Raw genomic sequence first — 14,875 nt, 5'->3', positions numbered from 1 at the left:
TTAATTGGCGTTACTGTTAATTAATAGAGTTTATTAATTAATACATTTATTAAATCCTTGCTACGAGTAGAAATCATACGTTTTAAAGTATTTTGATTATTGTTCCCTTCAAGAATCTCTTTCTTTATAGCATCTAATTTGTCTTGAGCAGGATATATATGAAGCTCTAAGAAGGCTTTATCTAATGATTGTCCAGACTTCAAGTTTTCATAAAGGCTCAGCTGCTGTTTCGAACGATTATGATTTGAATCCAACAACATAATATTACCAAGTGAGCCACCAGGTATACCTTTAGCTTTATCAATTTTGTTTAAGAAGTTTTTGGAAACTATATGCTCAAAATCATAGTTTTGTTCTGTAAATTGATCAGAATCAAAAGAATAAATAATTGTGCATATAGATTTTGTAACATTATCAAACAAAATATTATATTTAGAATTTTTTTCTTCAATCCATGAAAGAAGTGCTGTTTCTAAAGTAGACTTTTCAATCGGAGTAGAATATCTATTAGATTTTTTTATAACGATTTCGTCTAATTTACTATCTCCACTTCCTGACCAACGAGAAGTAACTATATCGTAAATATAATACCCGAGAAAATTATTTAAGATAGTATCATAGTTTTTTCTGTATTTAGGTAAAGTCTCGATAATACGATTTTCTTTGTTTATAGTATACTTCGAAATCCACAAAGAACCGAAAAAAGATAATAATTGGAAGTTTGTTGCGTTTTTACTTTGATAAACAACTTTTTTAGCACCGGGCATTCTCAAACGTTTCTCAAAACGATTGTTAATTTCTGAATAAATAGAAAGTACCTTTTCAATATAATCCTCTATAAAATTTGCTGTGAAAATTTCTTTATCATCGATAATTTTACTTAGATTTTTATTTTCAATGTTTAAAGTAATAGCTAATGAAGAATAACCAATTTCATTGATCAAATCCTCTGTAGGAGTGGTCCAAAACACGGGCATTTTTTCGATAATAAGTTTTCCAAAAGCATAACAAAATTCTGAGAAATTAATTTTCATGCTTTCTCGAAGATCTTTCTCATTGAAATTAGTAATCTCAATTTCTCGTTCGGATGTCAAATCATTATATCGCTCAATATTTAATTCTAATAATTGTTGATTGAAAGGTTCATCTGAAAGAACAACTTCTGAATTACTCCATTGTGCAGCAAACACTTGATATTTTGATAACTTTTTGCCGCCGCGATTTAAATTTTCAAAGACAGAAGCTAATTCGTTTTCGTTTCCTGAAAAAGTGATTGTAGGAATTTCGACTTTAGAAACATCTAAAAAATTTGATATCTTATCTTTTATGTAATCTTGAATTGTTCCCAAAATAATAAAAGAATCGCTCTTTAATGAACTTTGTACTAATGGAATAGTAGTAAGTTCCGAATACAGAGCATTATTTTTAGAAATTTTATCATTCTCTATTAAACCTTGAATGATTAAATTTATTCCCTTTTGAACTTCTTGTAAAGTTTTTGGATGAAGACTATTTAAGTCAATTGCTTTAATAATCTCATCTACCTCTTCGTCAAATTCTATATACTTCCCAGGATTTTTTTTGAAATCTTTCATAGTGGTGTAACGTTGAAGACCATCAATTAAAGAGAGTTTCTCCCTGTCGCTATATTTATATATTAAAATTGCACCAAAAGGATATCCTTTATGTAGAGTTTCAATAAATGCTTTTTTTTCTTTCTGTGACCATACTAACCTTCTTTGGAAATTAGGTAATTCTACTGAATCTTCCAATTCTTTGAAGCTCATTCTCTCAGTTTTATATTTCATTTCTCAGCCTCCAAATATTAAAATGTACCTCTATTTTAGTATTTTTTAATATTTAGATCTACAAAAAACCAATAAATAGGAGGTAATATAGTACCTCCTATTTATAATCTATTTTATTTAGCCCATCAACGCGCACACCGCATTCGAATACGCTACCGGATCTTCAATCGGTAACCCTTCAATGAGGAGGGCTTGTTGATACAAGAGGTCTGTATATTGTTTCGCTTTCGCTTCATCTTCTTTATACACACGTTGAAGTGTCTGGAAGATGGCGTGGTCGGCGTTCACTTCGAGCACTTTCTCCGCTTTCATGCCGCCACCGTTTGGCATCGCGTTCAAAATCTTCTCCATCTCGATTGAGACGTCACCTGCGACCGTCAAGCAGACCGGATGTGACTTGAGGCGTGTCGAGGCACGCACTTCTTTGACGCGGTCTCCTAGCTCTTCTTTCATGAAAGCAAACAGGTCTTGGTTGTCTTCGTTGAGCGACTTCGCTTCCGCGTCATCGAGACCGAGATCGCCGCTCGCGATCGATTTGAATTCTTTGTCTTCATACGACTGAAGCATCTTGATGGCGAACTCGTCGATCTCTTCTGTAAAGTAGAGGATCTCGTATCCTTCTTCTTTCAAGCGCTCTGCTTGTGGCAAGAGGTCGATGCGATGAATCGATTCGCCTGTCGCATAGTAAATATACTTCTGATCTTCTTTCATCCGCTCGACGTACTCTTTGAGCGAAACGAGTTTCTTCTCGTGAGAAGAATGGAAAAGAATCAAGTCTTTCAATTCGTCTTTGGCTGCGCCGAACTGGTCATACACGCCGAACTTCAATTGGCGACCGAACGACTCATAGAACTTCTCATAGTCCTCACGCTCGTTTTGGAGCATCTTCTCGAGCATGCCTTTGATTTTCGACTTCACGTTCTTCGCGATCACGCGAAGCTGGCGGTCCTGCTGCAACATTTCACGGGAAATGTTGAGGGAGAGGTCTTCTGAGTCGACCATCCCTTTAACGAAGCCGAAGTAGTCCGGCAAGAGGTCTGGTGACTTCTCCATGATCAACACGCCGTTCGAGTAGAGCTCGAGCCCTTTCTCGAATTCTTTCGTGTAATAGTCGAACGGAACCGTTGACGGGATATACAGGATTGATTGATAACGAATCGTCCCGTCGACGTTCAAGTGAAGATGCTTGAGTGGCTCATCAAAGCCGTAGCGCTTCTCGTGATAGAACGCCTTATAATCCTCGTCTTTGAGTTCGCTCTTCCGCTTCCGCCAAATCGGCACCATGCTGTTGACGGTCTCTTCTTCCTTGTAGTCCTCATACTCTTCTGAGTCCTCTTTTTGACGATGTTTCGTCACATCCAGTTTGATTGGGTAACGGATGAAGTCCGAATGCTTCTTGATGAGTGAACGGATCTCATATTCTTCGAGGAATGACGAATACGCATCATCTTCTGTGTCTGCCTTCAAGTGGAGCGTGATTTCTGTACCGATGTCCAATTTGTCTGTCGGTTCGATTGAATAACCGTCTGTACCTTCGGACTCCCATACGTATCCTTGATCACTGTCAATCGAGCGAGTACGTACGGTCACGCGGTCAGCGACCATGAACGCGGAATAGAACCCGACCCCGAATTGACCGATGAGGCTATGGTCTTCTTCCATCTTCGTCGCCTGTTTCATGGCGAGTGAACCGCTCTTTGCGATGATTCCGAGGTTTGTTTCGAGTTCTTCTTCTGTCATCCCGATCCCTGTATCGCGAATTGTGATCGTCCGCGCTTCTTTGTCGAGTTCGACTTTGACGAAGTAATCGTCTTTGTTGAATTCGATGCTTTCGTCGGAGAGGGCACGATAATACATCTTGTCGATGGCGTCACTCGCGTTCGAGATGAGCTCACGCAAGAAGATGTCCTTATGTGTATAAATTGAGTGGACCATCAACTCTAAAATTCGTTTCGATTCGGTTTGAAACTGTTTTTTTGTCATGATCGTTCTCCTTTTGATGTCTATATTTTGGCACTCTGTATATAGGAGTGCTAACACTATTGATTATCCTAATTTTTAGGAAGATGTCAACCGAGATTGAAGAAAAGATTGACGAGGACGTAGGTTTCGCATATAGTTGAGTACATGCGATGAGCTGGTCTATGTAAGACGGCGGACATTCCCTTGAGGAGCACGTTGTGGAGCGTGGTCCGTCGCGGTAGACTTTCGAGAGCACCTCTAGTGAGAGGTGCTCATTTTTTATGTATACAATTAGCCTCCCTTCAAGCGAAGGGAGGTTTTTCTTATGCCCGAATGGATGTGAGGAACATCTCTTTTAAAGCACGCAATTGTACGGCCGGTTCGATATCGTCCTCTAAATAACTGATGTGCGACTTCAACATGATGTTGTTGCCGAACGTCCCGAACGTATTGATGATTGTGACGACGGTCACCTTCACATCGATATCCGAGCGGAATGAACCGTCGCGTTTCCCATCTTCGATCAAGGGTTCGAGTGTCTGCATGATCTGTCGTTGAACGTCGATGTATGTCTCGATTCCAGGAAGAGGTGAGGCGACGAGCGATGCATAGCTCTCGAACGCCTCTCGGAAACGGGCATGGTTCGTCCGTTCCAACTGCATCTCGAAAAAGTGGTTCAAGATGGCCTCGAGTCGTTCATAGGCGTTTCCTTCCTCATGCATGAATTGTTCAAATCTCTCGAGTGTCGGTTGTAGATTCTTGACGGCTGCCGCGACGATCAATTGATCCTTCTTCGGGAAGTAGCGAAACAGTGTCGCCACCCCAATCCCTGCCGCATCCGCGATGTCCTGCATTTGAACCTTCTCAAAGCCATTCTCTATAAATAATCGTTCTGCCTCCTGGATAATCAGTTGAACTCGTTCTTCTTTGTTTTGTTGTCGTTTACTCAATTCCATCACCTCATTGTCTGTCCTTAGTATATCGTCTTCAAGCAGTTTCGTTGAGATTAATGTCACATCCAATTATTATTATGATAGTTAGACTATCATAATTTAATGAATGGAGCTGGGACAATGCGTTTACAGGGGAAAGTAGCGGTCATCACAGGGGCAGGAAGCGGTATGGGAGAGTCAACGGCACGTCTATTCGCCAAAGAAGGGGCAACAGTCGTCGCGACAGACATCAATGAACAAGGAGTAAACAATGTAGTCGAGTCGATTCGTGCACAAGGTGGGGAAGCCATCGCGGTGAAACATGACGTGACATCACGCTCGAGCTGGGAGGATGTATTCGCGGAAGTGGAAGCGACATGTGGCAAATTAGATATTCTCGTCAATAACGCTGGAATCGCACTTGCAAAACCTTTCTTGGAACAGACAGAAGAGGACTGGGCACGCACATATCGCATCAACATCGATGGGGTCATGTTAGGGACACAGTACGCGATTCCGCTCATGACGGAGAATGGGGGAGGATCAATCGTCAACATCTCCTCCATCTCTGCATTGACCGGTATGGCGGGTGCCGGTGCCTATACGGCCTCGAAAGGTGCGGTCCGTTCTCTCACGAAAGCAGCGGCAGTCGATTACGGGAAGCAAAACATTCGGGTCAACTCGGTGCATCCAGGGTACATCGTGACACCGATGAGTGCGCCACATATGGAGCATCCAGACTATAAACAACATTTCTTGAATCAAATCGCTTTGCCGAATCTCGGACAAGCGGATGAGGTGGCGGCAGCCGTCCTGTTCCTTGCGTCAGACGAAGCGAATCATATCAGCGGGATCGAACTTCCGGTAGATGGTGGCGTGACGGCGAAGTAAAAGTAGGGTCTCTATGGAGGCCCTACTTTTTTAATTACTCTAAGATTCCGATTAACTCCATCACGAGTAGTATGACTAGACCTGAACTAAGCACAGCTGCAAAAAAGACGAGCACAGCATACTCTTTCTGCTTCAAAATTGCCCACCATCCGGTCACAAACGCTCCTAGCCCGAGGATAGAGAATGTGGTCATATAGCTGAGTCGAAGCATGTTTGCAGTATTGTCGCTCCAAAGCGTCGAGTGGAAGATTGTATCAAATTGATTGAGCAGAAGAAACGGTACATACATGGCAAGGAACAAGGCAATCAAGAGAATAGACCATTTTCCGATTGAAGTATGTGGAAAGATTGCACCATTCATGAGGATTCACCTCTTTTCATTTTAAAATCATCTGTATTATTTATATTCCCGTTTTGTGTAAAGAGTTTAAGTGATTCATCAAATTGACATGATATAGTCGACATGAAAGAGTGAGATGACAAGTGTAGAACAGTGCCAAATGAGCCGAAAAAGGAAATTGATATTATTTAGTTAACTATGAAAGTTGGTATAGTGAGATGGACACTCAGTTTGAGATAGAACGGATTTGGATGGATGAAACGGAGCTGTTTTATCAAGTTCAGCTTCAACTTCGGTCTTCTGCCTGCGCCAGCAATCAGTTGATTTATTTAGATGATGCGAGTCTTGGGGATCTTTATCAAAAGATCGATCAATTCAATCAAGCGTGGGGCAAAGAACCGATCACATGGAGACTAGTCGATGAAGAAGAGGGTTCGGATGATTTGCAAGTCAATCTAACTTTCACGTTGATTGACCGGATTGGGACCATCCAAATCGATATTTTCATTCATGATGAATGGCAGTTTGACTCATTTGACCATGTTCATATGAAATTTAGAATGAGGACGACGATGGGACAGCTCGACGACTTGAGCGCTCAACTCAAACGTTTCATTCGTCGTGAGACCGACCATGTCTCATCACTTCGACCAGAATAAAGCAGCCTGAGACGACTCAGGCTGCTTTTTAGTACCATTCTTTCGGTTCGTAATTCAATTCGCGGAACAGCTGCTCACGCTCTTTTTTCGAAAGATCGCGCCATTGTCCAGGCGGCAGTTTCCCGAGCGTGATGTTCATGACACGAACACGTTGGAGGCGGAATACTTCGTATCCGAGCGCCTCACACATCCGACGGATTTGGCGGTTGAGTCCTTGCGTGAGGGTAATGTTGAAATCGAACTTTGAAAGCGGACGGACTTTACACGGAAGTGTCTTCTGACCAAGGATTTTGACACCGGCTTCCATCTGCTCGACGAACTCTGGTGTGATTGGCTTATCAACCGAGACGATGTATTCTTTCTCGTGCTCGCCTTCTGCACGGAGAATCTCGTTGACGATATCGCCGTCATTCGTCATGAGGATGAGACCTTCCGAGTCTTTATCAAGACGACCGATGTTGAAGATGCGGAGCGGGTGGTTGACCATGTCGACCAAGTTCCCTTTTACTTTTTTTTCTGTCGTACTCGTGATCCCGACCGGCTTATGGACGGCGATGTAGACGTTGTTTCGGGCAACCCGTGCGACAGAACCGTTGACGAGGACTTCATCGCCCGGTTTGACTTGGTCGCCGATTTTTGCTTTTTTCCCATTGATGGTGACGCGTCCCTCTTCGACGAGACGGTCGGCTTGGCGACGGGACGCCTTGCCTGATTCACTGATGAATTTATTGATGCGCATGTGTACACGTCCTTTGTTTGGCTTCGTCCTCTCACTATAACGCATTTTATAAACTCTCGAAAGCGGGAAACGAACGGGAGAGGAGGGATGACATGGAGGCAGTACGACTGTTACAAGACGCAATCCGATTTCAACAAGCACTGTGCGACACAACGTTCGGGAAAGAATTGATTCAAGAGGCATCACCTGTCCTTTGGTACGGTCGACCTGGTCCGGATCAATGGCTGACCATCGGGACGAATCCGTCTCGCGGCGAGTTTTTACATCGTGACGGGACACCGAGAACGGGGCAACACCAAAAGTTCTATTGGCGGAACATACTCTCGTTTGACGATTACCTCGGAAATGAAGAGGCGCTGCAACAAACGCTCGAACGGGCATCGGTCTATTTCGAGTCGAATCGCGCGACGACGAACTGGTTCGGGAAACCGGATGGCGCCAAACTCGAGGCACTCCTCAACGGGATGGGGCGTTCGTTCTATGATCATCCGGCAGCTGTCATCCACGTTGATTTTTTCAAGTTTGCGACATATGAACAGATGGGGAAGATGAGGACGGGGCGCCACTGGATGGAACATCCGACCTCAATCGAACTGTTGGAGCGGACGATTGCGTACATCAAACCGATCCGTATCATCGTGCTCGGACGGGATAACTGTCGTGCCTTGAACGGTTTTTCAACAATCGGAAGACTGTCTGCATATCCCGCCGTCACCTATGAAATCGGACGCCATGATTCGGGTATCCCGATGATCGGCCTCCATATGAAGCCTTCAGAAGTGTTCGTTGGGCTCGGGAATGGCCGTGATTCAAACGGGCTACATTACGGGTCATACGCGAAGCGCGAGCACCTTTTAAAAATCGGAGAAGCGATTGACACGATTATGGACGAGTGGCTGGCGAATGGACGCGTGTGATGCTTCCCCAAAAGTTGAATTCGTTGAAGTCGATGTAGCGCACGTCCTTCGAACGATTATCGAGCACGGCTAACAAGATGACGTCCGGGAACCCCCGTTTTTCAAACTGCAAGTAGCCGACTCCCGTGACGGAATGATTTTTATAAAAGCCGTTCGCCATATTCAACACAAACGGGCGTCCTGCTTTCAGCTCACGCTCAAACGTCGACCATTTCCAAAGATAGCGGGAACTGCCTCGACCGTCGTACCCGTATCGCTTCCACAGTTTCGTGATGATGGTGGCGATTTGTGTCGGCGGTGTCCCTTTCTCGTCTTTGAAATGGTGCCTGAAGGCGATCTCGCGCACATCTTCTTGGATCTGTGTCACATCATCTGGGATATTCGCATACCCATGATCTCGATAGAAACGGAAGATGGCGGTGATCGACGTCAACGTACAGTTATTCTTGCCGTTCTCGAACTGACGTTGGAGCAAGACGGGCACGCCTTCAATCTGTACAGAGCGCTTTAATGTCCAGCGTCCGTGATAACGATCGTTCACATAAGCTTCCGGGTCGATGATCCCGGCATAGCCGTTGTTCGCAACCTCGAGTTGTCCTGCAAATGGGTGCTCCATCTCGGTCTCCCTCCTTTTCTTTTAGTATACAAAGGACGCCCCATCTCATAAAAGAGAAAGGGCGTCGTTTTCGTTAAAACACAAGATGTGCGATGCCGACGATGATCGGAAGGGTGATGAAGGTACGTAACAAGAAAATCAAGACGAGGTCGAGGAATGAGATCGGTAGTTTTGAACCGAGCAACAAGCCCCCGACTTCTGACATATAGATGAGCTGGGTAACCGACAACGTAGCGATGACAAAACGCGTCAATTCACTCTCGATGCCGCTTCCGAGAACGGCCGGCAAGAACATGTCGGCGAAACCGACGACCATCGTTTGAGCGGCTTCCGATGCCTCAGGCACTTGAAGGAGCATCAAAATCGGTTCGAATGGCTTTCCGAGGATAGTGAAGAACGGCGTATATTCTGCGATGATGACCGCAATCGTCCCGACTGCCATGACGACAGGGAGGACGCCGATCCACATATCGAGCACGTTCTTGAAGCCGTCTTTGAGCGTCTCGAGGAAACTTTTACTCGAACGTGACTTTTGTAACGCCTGAATTAACGCCCACTTACCGAGTGACACGTTCGCGGGTACTTCTTCTTCCGGTTTGAGCTCCGTCTTCTCATAAGCCGTGTCTGCCTTTTTAGATAATGGATAAATCCGTGGCATGATGAGAGCGGCGACTAGTCCGGATAAGACGATGGCCCCGTAGTAAGGCAAGAAGTATTGGTCGAGTTCGACATACTGTAAGACGACGATGGTGAAGGTGATGGAGACGACGGAGAATGTCGTCGCAATGATCGACGCTTCCCGTTTCGTGTAATAGCCTTCCTCGTACTGTTTTGTCGTCAGTAGAATCCCGATCGTCGCATCCCCGACCCATGAGGCGAGCGAGTCAAGTGAGGCGCGCCCTGGCAAGCGGAAGAGCGGACGCATGATCTTCATCAAGAACGTCCCGACGAACTCGAGAAGTCCAAAGTTCAATAAGAGCGGTAACAACATACCGGCAAAGAAGAATGTCGCAAATAAGATTGGAATCAAATCAAAGAGCAATAAGCCCCCTGTAAATTCTGACGTGATCATCTCTGGTCCGAGTGTGAGTAGCGTCATGACCCCGGCGATGAAACCGATCACGCGCATGACGAACCAAAACGGTGTCACGCTAAACAGTGCGTTGATGGATGGTCGCTCCATCATAAAAGCAGGACGTGCCGTAAAGAGTAATAATGAGCCGACAATCGAAATCCCCATCATGATGACGGCGAGTGTCGGGACGAAATCCCCAATCCAGTCAATCAGCAGATTGGATAAGAAGGCGACTGGAATCGTGAAGCCTTCCTCTGATGAGATTGGTACGATGAAAAACATGATCCCGATGAGTGATGGAATCAAGAACTTAAAGAAGTCTCGACTCGAAAAAGAAGGTTTCTTTCCGTCTGGTGTTGATGAACCATTCATGATGCATTCCCCATTTCCCCGAAGTGTTTGTGCTGTCTATGTATCCCCATTACACATCCAGCCGTTATTGAAACGTATTTCTTTCTTAGTATAAAAAATATGACCAGGTGCTATCAACAACATGCGGAAATTTTCTGAAAAATACAAGGTTAAATACTAGGCAAAACATTCGTATTCAATCAAACCATTTAGTATGATGACGGCGAGTCCAACAAATTCAAGATATTTAGAAACTTCATTATAGAGATAGGAGAATGCATGATGAGATTGAGTGTGTTAGACCAGGCGCCGGTCACGTCGGGTCATACAGGAGAACATGCGCTGAACAGCGCGGTCGAGCTCGCACAAGTCGCAGAAGAGTTAGGATATTACCGTATGTGGATGGCGGAGCATCATGGTGGCATGTCGTTCGCCAGCTCGGCTCCAGAGGTCATCACGGCTTATCTGGCAGCTAAGACGAACAAGATTCGTCTCGGGTCCGGCGGCATCATGATGATGCACTACTCGCCACTCAAGATGGCAGAGGTATTCAAGACGCTCAGCGCGCTCGCTCCAGGACGGATCGACTTTGGTGTCGGACGTGCGCCAGGCGGTGATGCGAACGCGATCTATGCGATGTCACAAGGGCAGAAACCGATGATGGATGGACTTTACGAGAAACTCGATACGACACTTCAATTGATTAAAGGTGAGGCACCGGAGGAAAGATGGTATAAAAATACACCGGCTGCTCCGACTGGTGTCAGCCTTCCAGAAGCCTGGTTACTCGGTTCGAGTGGGAACAGCGCCGTGCAGGCCGGACGGATGGGGCTCGGCTATTCGTTTGCCCAGTTCTTTAACGGACAATTGAGTGCCGATACGCTCGACACATACCGTCACCATTTCACGCCGTCTGATTTCATGGAGAAACCGGACATCAGCGTCACGTATTTGGTCACGACGGCAGAGACGGAAGAAGAGGCCGAATATTTGGCCCGACCTTCTGATCTGTCGCGTCTCTTCTTGATGCGTGGTCAATTGAGACAGTTGTTGAGTCCAGAAGCAGCTCATGATTATCCGCTCACGGAGGTCGATAAAATTCATATCGCCAACAACCGAGCCATCCACCTCGTAGGGACACCGAAACAAATTGCGGAACAGTTACGGGATGAGTCGGAACGCTACGGTTTCGATGAGGCGATGATTTGTAGCATCCAGCATAAGCAGGAAGATCGCCTGAACGTCTATCGTCTCTTGGCGAATGAATTGCTTTAACCTGAAGAGCACCTTCTCAAGTATGAGAGGGTGTTTTTTTATAAGAGAAAAACGTTTCCCCATTTTTTCAAAGGTTTTCTCCATAGTTTGAGCGAAACCAACTACACTATAAGAAAAAGGAACGGGTGGAGGGATACGATGCAACGGATGAAAGGCGACCCATATTATCTATTCGAGCTGTTCACACGCTTGTATCGAATGGTATTTCTAATGGAAGTGACAGAAGCAGGCTATCGTTACGTAAATGTGAGCGAACAGGGGAAGGTGGCCTCTTCGCTTCCAAGTGATGTAGAAGGGCGGTATTTACATGAGATGTATCGCTCGGAAGTGGTCGAGGAATTGATTGAACATTATGATGCGGTCGTTGAGACAGGGGAGCCGGTCTACTTCATGTCGCAAATGAACATCGACTCCAATACGGCCCGATTCGCTTCTTCTATGCTTGTACCGATTGAAGATGAGGATGGACTCGTTCGTTATGTACTCGGTTTGACAACTGATTTATCCGAGGAGGCGGAGATCAAGTTGTTAAAGAGTATCGAGCATATGGACTATTTGACCGGTATGCCAAATCTGATGAAAGTCAAATTGGAGCTCGACCAGTTGTTCGAGCAACATGACACCGAAGAGACGAGCGTCATGCGCCTTCACATCAACCGTTTCAAGATGATGATGTCGCTTCAAGGTGTGGAGCGCTCGAATCAGTTGATTAAAGACATCACACGTCAATTGGCGAATACGCTTCCGAAAGGTTCAATTATCGGTCGAGTAGACGGTGAAGACTTTATCGCGGTGTTACCTCATACTCCAATCCGGTTGGCATACATGTACGCCGAGCATTTGCTTGACGTGATTGCAGATCATTCGTATCAAGTGGCGGAGGCCGAATTCCCGTTATCGAGTTGTATCGGGATTGGTGCCGGTACAGCGGATGCCGACCGTGTCATCATGAACGCCTCCACGGCTCTGTTGGAAGCGCGTCAGACGGGAAATCAAACGATTCGTTTATATGAACACGATGAATACGTGCAGCGTTACATCGATGAGATGATGATCGAAACGGAACTGGTCAAAGCGTTGAAGCTAGATGAGTTATACATGGTGTATCAACCGAAAGTGTCGATGGACGGTGCGATTCATTTTGAGGCGCTCATTCGCTGGGAGAGTCCTGTTCTCGGATTCATTTCACCTGAAACGTTCATTCGTGTGGCTGAACAGTCACTCTTGATCGAAGACGTGACACGATTCGTCATGAATCGGGTATGTCAGGATGTGTCGTCACAACCTGAGCAGTTTGAAGGGCGCCGCGTGGCTGTGAATGTCTCACCGAATTTATTTCATGAACACCATATGAATGAACTGGTTGCGATCATTGCATCGTATGGTCTTGTGCCAGAACAATTTGAGTTTGAGGTGACCGAGCACACGTTGATGCATGAACCGGTAGCGGCGATCAAAACGGTCGAATCGCTCAAACAACAAGGATTTCGACTGTTGATTGATGACTTTGGGGTCAGTTATTCCTCGTTGAATTATTTGAAGTTGTTCGAGATTGATGGAATCAAGATCGACCGGTCGTTCGTCGCGCAACTCGATCAGGAGAGCGGCATGAAAGAGTATGAAATCGTCAAACTGATTGTCTCGTTGGCCAAAAAGCTAGAGTTAGAGGTGACGGCTGAAGGTGTGGAGACGGAAGAACAATATCGGATCTTACGTCAGCTCGGCTGCGATGAGATTCAAGGGTATTTCTTCAGTCGTCCGATGCCGCTCGCGGATTTAGAAGAGGCGCTCGGAATCTTGTATTCCCATCAGATGATGTTATCGAAGATCGAGCAGCCTGCGCAGTTGTTGCATCCTTCTCTAGATGAGCGTGAATTGCAACGACTCAAAGCGATATTACGATTGGAAATTTTAAATACGCCACAAGAGGAACGATTTGACCGGATCTCCCGATTGGTCGCACAAACCTTTCAGATGCCAATCGCATTCATTTCGATCATGACGACAGACCAACAGTGGTTCAAATCGTGTGTCGGTATCGAGCTCGAATCCGCTCACCTCAAACGGGAATGGACGTTATGTAATCGGGTTGTCACATCAGAGTCTCCGCTGGTGATTGAAGATGTTGCGGCAGCAGCGATTGAAAGTGACAGTCCTTGGATTGACCGAATCGGATTTTATGCAGGTGTACCGTTGCGGACGAAGCAAGGTCACGTCATCGGCACACTTTGCGTAGTGGATGGGCAGGCGAGAACGTTCTCAGAAGAAAACTTGAAGGCGCTCGAATCGTTTACGCATTGGGTCATGACAGAGATCGAGCACACGGAAGTCTCGAGAAGACAAATCACGCGACAACAATCAATCGAAGCATTGTATGAAGCGACGGCATTGCGTGTACCGTTCCAAGATCAATTGGCCCGGGTTCAAGAAATTTTATTGGAATGGGTCGGTTACTCCCACGGGGTCATCTTCTCGATTGAGCCTTCGCATCGTCTTCTAGTAGAGCATGGGGTCTCTCGTTTGACTTGGGGGGAAGAAGAACTGCATTCCCTACATCAACTGACAACGGTCGGCGCGCAAACGCTTCAGGAAGGTGATCTGATTGTAGATGGTATCGAATTCACGAGGTTTGTCAGTTTTCCTTTGACGCATGAGCATCAAGTGTTTGGCTGGGTCGTTCTTCTCGCGGAGCAAGGCAACTTGAATGATCATCTTGATGAGGAAACGTTGCAAGAGTTGACTGGAACGGTACGGTTGCTTGCACGATGGATGGAGAATGGGATTCGAAAGGAACGGAAACAACGCGAGATGATTCGAATCGCAAAACAAGATCAACTGACAAAACTGTATAATCGTCATAAGCTCACGACCGATTTATACAAAAAGATGCACCGGACGCCATCGATTACAGTGACACTGGTCAATCTAGACGATTTTAAAAGAATCAACGATCAGTACGGGCACATGATAGGGGATGAAGTGTTAATTGAAATCGCACAACGATTAAATGAATTCGTCCAGCATGTTGGTGGTCAAGTGTACCGTTTTTCAGACGATGAATTCATGTTGGTGCAAACGGGTCCACTGAGTGGGATTGAACAGCTCAATGAAGTTATTTCCCAGGGAATAGACGCGTCGAATGGTGAAGTCATTCATCTTACGGCAAGTGTTGGCGTCACCCTAGTCAAGTCGACCGACACCGTCGATTCGATTCTTCAACAAGCAGATGCAGCGATGTATATTGCAAAGAACAATGGAGGAGACCAGTGGTTCCAATATGGTGGATACTCAGATGACAAGGGGATTTAAG

At 45.7% G+C, this 14,875-nt stretch carries 12 protein-coding genes; 5 read left to right on the top strand and 7 right to left on the bottom strand.

The window, feature by feature from the left end; all coding sequences use genetic code 11:
• Positions 1-20 precede the first annotated feature (20 nt).
• From ACFO4U_RS12035 to ACFO4U_RS12025, 3 genes are all read right to left on the bottom strand, one after another.
• Entirely contained in the window at positions 21-1,808 is a 1,788-nt protein-coding gene (locus ACFO4U_RS12035; protein WP_215244218.1) for a DUF262 domain-containing protein, read from the bottom strand.
• A 117-nt stretch (positions 1,809-1,925) separates the two neighbouring features.
• Positions 1,926-3,791: a molecular chaperone HtpG gene (gene htpG, locus ACFO4U_RS12030; protein WP_215244219.1), complete on the bottom strand. Its 1,866-nt coding sequence runs from the start codon at positions 3,789-3,791 to the stop codon at positions 1,926-1,928.
• A 302-nt stretch (positions 3,792-4,093) separates the two neighbouring features.
• On the bottom strand, positions 4,094-4,726 hold the full coding sequence (locus ACFO4U_RS12025) for a TetR/AcrR family transcriptional regulator (RefSeq protein ID WP_251127156.1): 633 nt from the start codon (positions 4,724-4,726) through the stop codon (positions 4,094-4,096).
• A 117-nt stretch (positions 4,727-4,843) separates the two neighbouring features.
• On the opposite strand from ACFO4U_RS12025, the gene ACFO4U_RS12020 reads away from it, so the two are divergent.
• A complete protein-coding gene (locus ACFO4U_RS12020) occupies positions 4,844-5,593 on the top strand; it encodes an SDR family NAD(P)-dependent oxidoreductase (RefSeq protein ID WP_047795764.1) in 750 nt (249 codons plus the stop codon).
• 34 nt (positions 5,594-5,627) lie between these two features.
• Here ACFO4U_RS12020 and ACFO4U_RS12015 read toward each other — a convergent pair whose 3' ends face one another.
• Positions 5,628-5,954, bottom strand: a complete 327-nt coding sequence (locus ACFO4U_RS12015; protein ID WP_047795765.1) for a hypothetical protein — start codon at positions 5,952-5,954, stop codon at positions 5,628-5,630.
• Between the two features lie 197 nt (positions 5,955-6,151).
• Here ACFO4U_RS12015 and ACFO4U_RS12010 point away from each other — a divergent pair, with 197 nt between their 5' ends.
• The gene (locus tag ACFO4U_RS12010; RefSeq protein ID WP_214691386.1) at positions 6,152-6,592 is read left to right on the top strand and encodes a hypothetical protein; all 441 of its coding nucleotides are present in this window, start codon (positions 6,152-6,154) and stop codon (positions 6,590-6,592) included.
• Positions 6,593-6,620: 28 nt separating this feature from the next.
• On the opposite strand, the gene rluF is transcribed toward ACFO4U_RS12010, so the two are convergent.
• Complete coding sequence (gene rluF, locus ACFO4U_RS12005; protein ID WP_015880301.1) at positions 6,621-7,331, bottom strand: 23S rRNA pseudouridine(2604) synthase RluF; 711 nt, start codon at positions 7,329-7,331, stop codon at positions 6,621-6,623.
• A gap of 92 nt (positions 7,332-7,423) precedes the next feature.
• Here rluF and ACFO4U_RS12000 point away from each other — a divergent pair, with 92 nt between their 5' ends.
• On the top strand, positions 7,424-8,248 hold the full coding sequence (locus ACFO4U_RS12000) for a hypothetical protein (RefSeq protein ID WP_215244220.1): 825 nt from the start codon (positions 7,424-7,426) through the stop codon (positions 8,246-8,248).
• Here ACFO4U_RS12000 and ACFO4U_RS11995 read toward each other — a convergent pair.
• Together ACFO4U_RS11995 and ACFO4U_RS11990 are read right to left on the bottom strand one after the other, a co-directional pair.
• Positions 8,214-8,864, bottom strand: coding sequence for a C39 family peptidase (locus ACFO4U_RS11995; RefSeq protein WP_214688974.1), 651 nt, complete (start codon positions 8,862-8,864; stop codon positions 8,214-8,216). The genes ACFO4U_RS12000 and ACFO4U_RS11995 overlap by 35 nt on opposite strands.
• Positions 8,865-8,937: 73 nt before the next feature.
• Positions 8,938-10,311 carry a YjiH family protein gene (locus ACFO4U_RS11990; protein ID WP_078146016.1) on the bottom strand — a complete coding sequence of 458 codons (1,374 nt, stop codon included), beginning with the start codon at positions 10,309-10,311 and terminating at the stop codon, positions 8,938-8,940.
• Between the two features lie 261 nt (positions 10,312-10,572).
• On the opposite strand from ACFO4U_RS11990, the gene ACFO4U_RS11985 reads away from it, so the two are divergent.
• Positions 10,573-11,565 carry an LLM class flavin-dependent oxidoreductase gene (locus tag ACFO4U_RS11985; protein WP_214731243.1) on the top strand — a complete coding sequence of 331 codons (993 nt, stop codon included), beginning with the start codon at positions 10,573-10,575 and terminating at the stop codon, positions 11,563-11,565.
• Between the two features lie 138 nt (positions 11,566-11,703).
• Positions 11,704-14,874, top strand: a complete 3,171-nt coding sequence (locus ACFO4U_RS11980) for an EAL domain-containing protein (RefSeq protein ID WP_215244221.1) — start codon at positions 11,704-11,706, stop codon at positions 14,872-14,874.
• Position 14,875 lies beyond the last annotated feature (1 nt).

It is taken from the genome of Exiguobacterium profundum (genome assembly GCF_042652865.1).
Taxonomy (GTDB): Bacteria; Bacillota; Bacilli; order Exiguobacteriales; family Exiguobacteriaceae; genus Exiguobacterium; species Exiguobacterium profundum.
This window is presented reverse-complemented; position numbering and strand designations above follow the sequence as displayed.

Excerpts from the sequence above, each read along its gene's own strand:
- ACFO4U_RS12035 (WP_215244218.1), bottom strand. The coding sequence starts at position 1,808 with ATGAAATATAAAACTGAGAGAATGAGCTTCAAAGAATTGGAAGATTCA.
- htpG (WP_215244219.1), bottom strand. The coding sequence starts at position 3,791 with ATGACAAAAAAACAGTTTCAAACCGAATCGAAACGAATTTTAGAGTTG.
- ACFO4U_RS12025 (WP_251127156.1), bottom strand. The coding sequence starts at position 4,726 with ATGGAATTGAGTAAACGACAACAAAACAAAGAAGAACGAGTTCAACTG.
- ACFO4U_RS12020 (WP_047795764.1), top strand. The coding sequence starts at position 4,844 with ATGCGTTTACAGGGGAAAGTAGCGGTCATCACAGGGGCAGGAAGCGGT.
- ACFO4U_RS12015 (WP_047795765.1), bottom strand. The coding sequence starts at position 5,954 with ATGAATGGTGCAATCTTTCCACATACTTCAATCGGAAAATGGTCTATT.
- ACFO4U_RS12010 (WP_214691386.1), top strand. The coding sequence starts at position 6,152 with ATGGACACTCAGTTTGAGATAGAACGGATTTGGATGGATGAAACGGAG.
- rluF (WP_015880301.1), bottom strand. The coding sequence starts at position 7,331 with ATGCGCATCAATAAATTCATCAGTGAATCAGGCAAGGCGTCCCGTCGC.
- ACFO4U_RS12000 (WP_215244220.1), top strand. The coding sequence starts at position 7,424 with ATGGAGGCAGTACGACTGTTACAAGACGCAATCCGATTTCAACAAGCA.
- ACFO4U_RS11995 (WP_214688974.1), bottom strand. The coding sequence starts at position 8,864 with ATGGAGCACCCATTTGCAGGACAACTCGAGGTTGCGAACAACGGCTAT.
- ACFO4U_RS11990 (WP_078146016.1), bottom strand. The coding sequence starts at position 10,311 with ATGAATGGTTCATCAACACCAGACGGAAAGAAACCTTCTTTTTCGAGT.
- ACFO4U_RS11985 (WP_214731243.1), top strand. The coding sequence starts at position 10,573 with ATGAGATTGAGTGTGTTAGACCAGGCGCCGGTCACGTCGGGTCATACA.
- ACFO4U_RS11980 (WP_215244221.1), top strand. The coding sequence starts at position 11,704 with ATGCAACGGATGAAAGGCGACCCATATTATCTATTCGAGCTGTTCACA.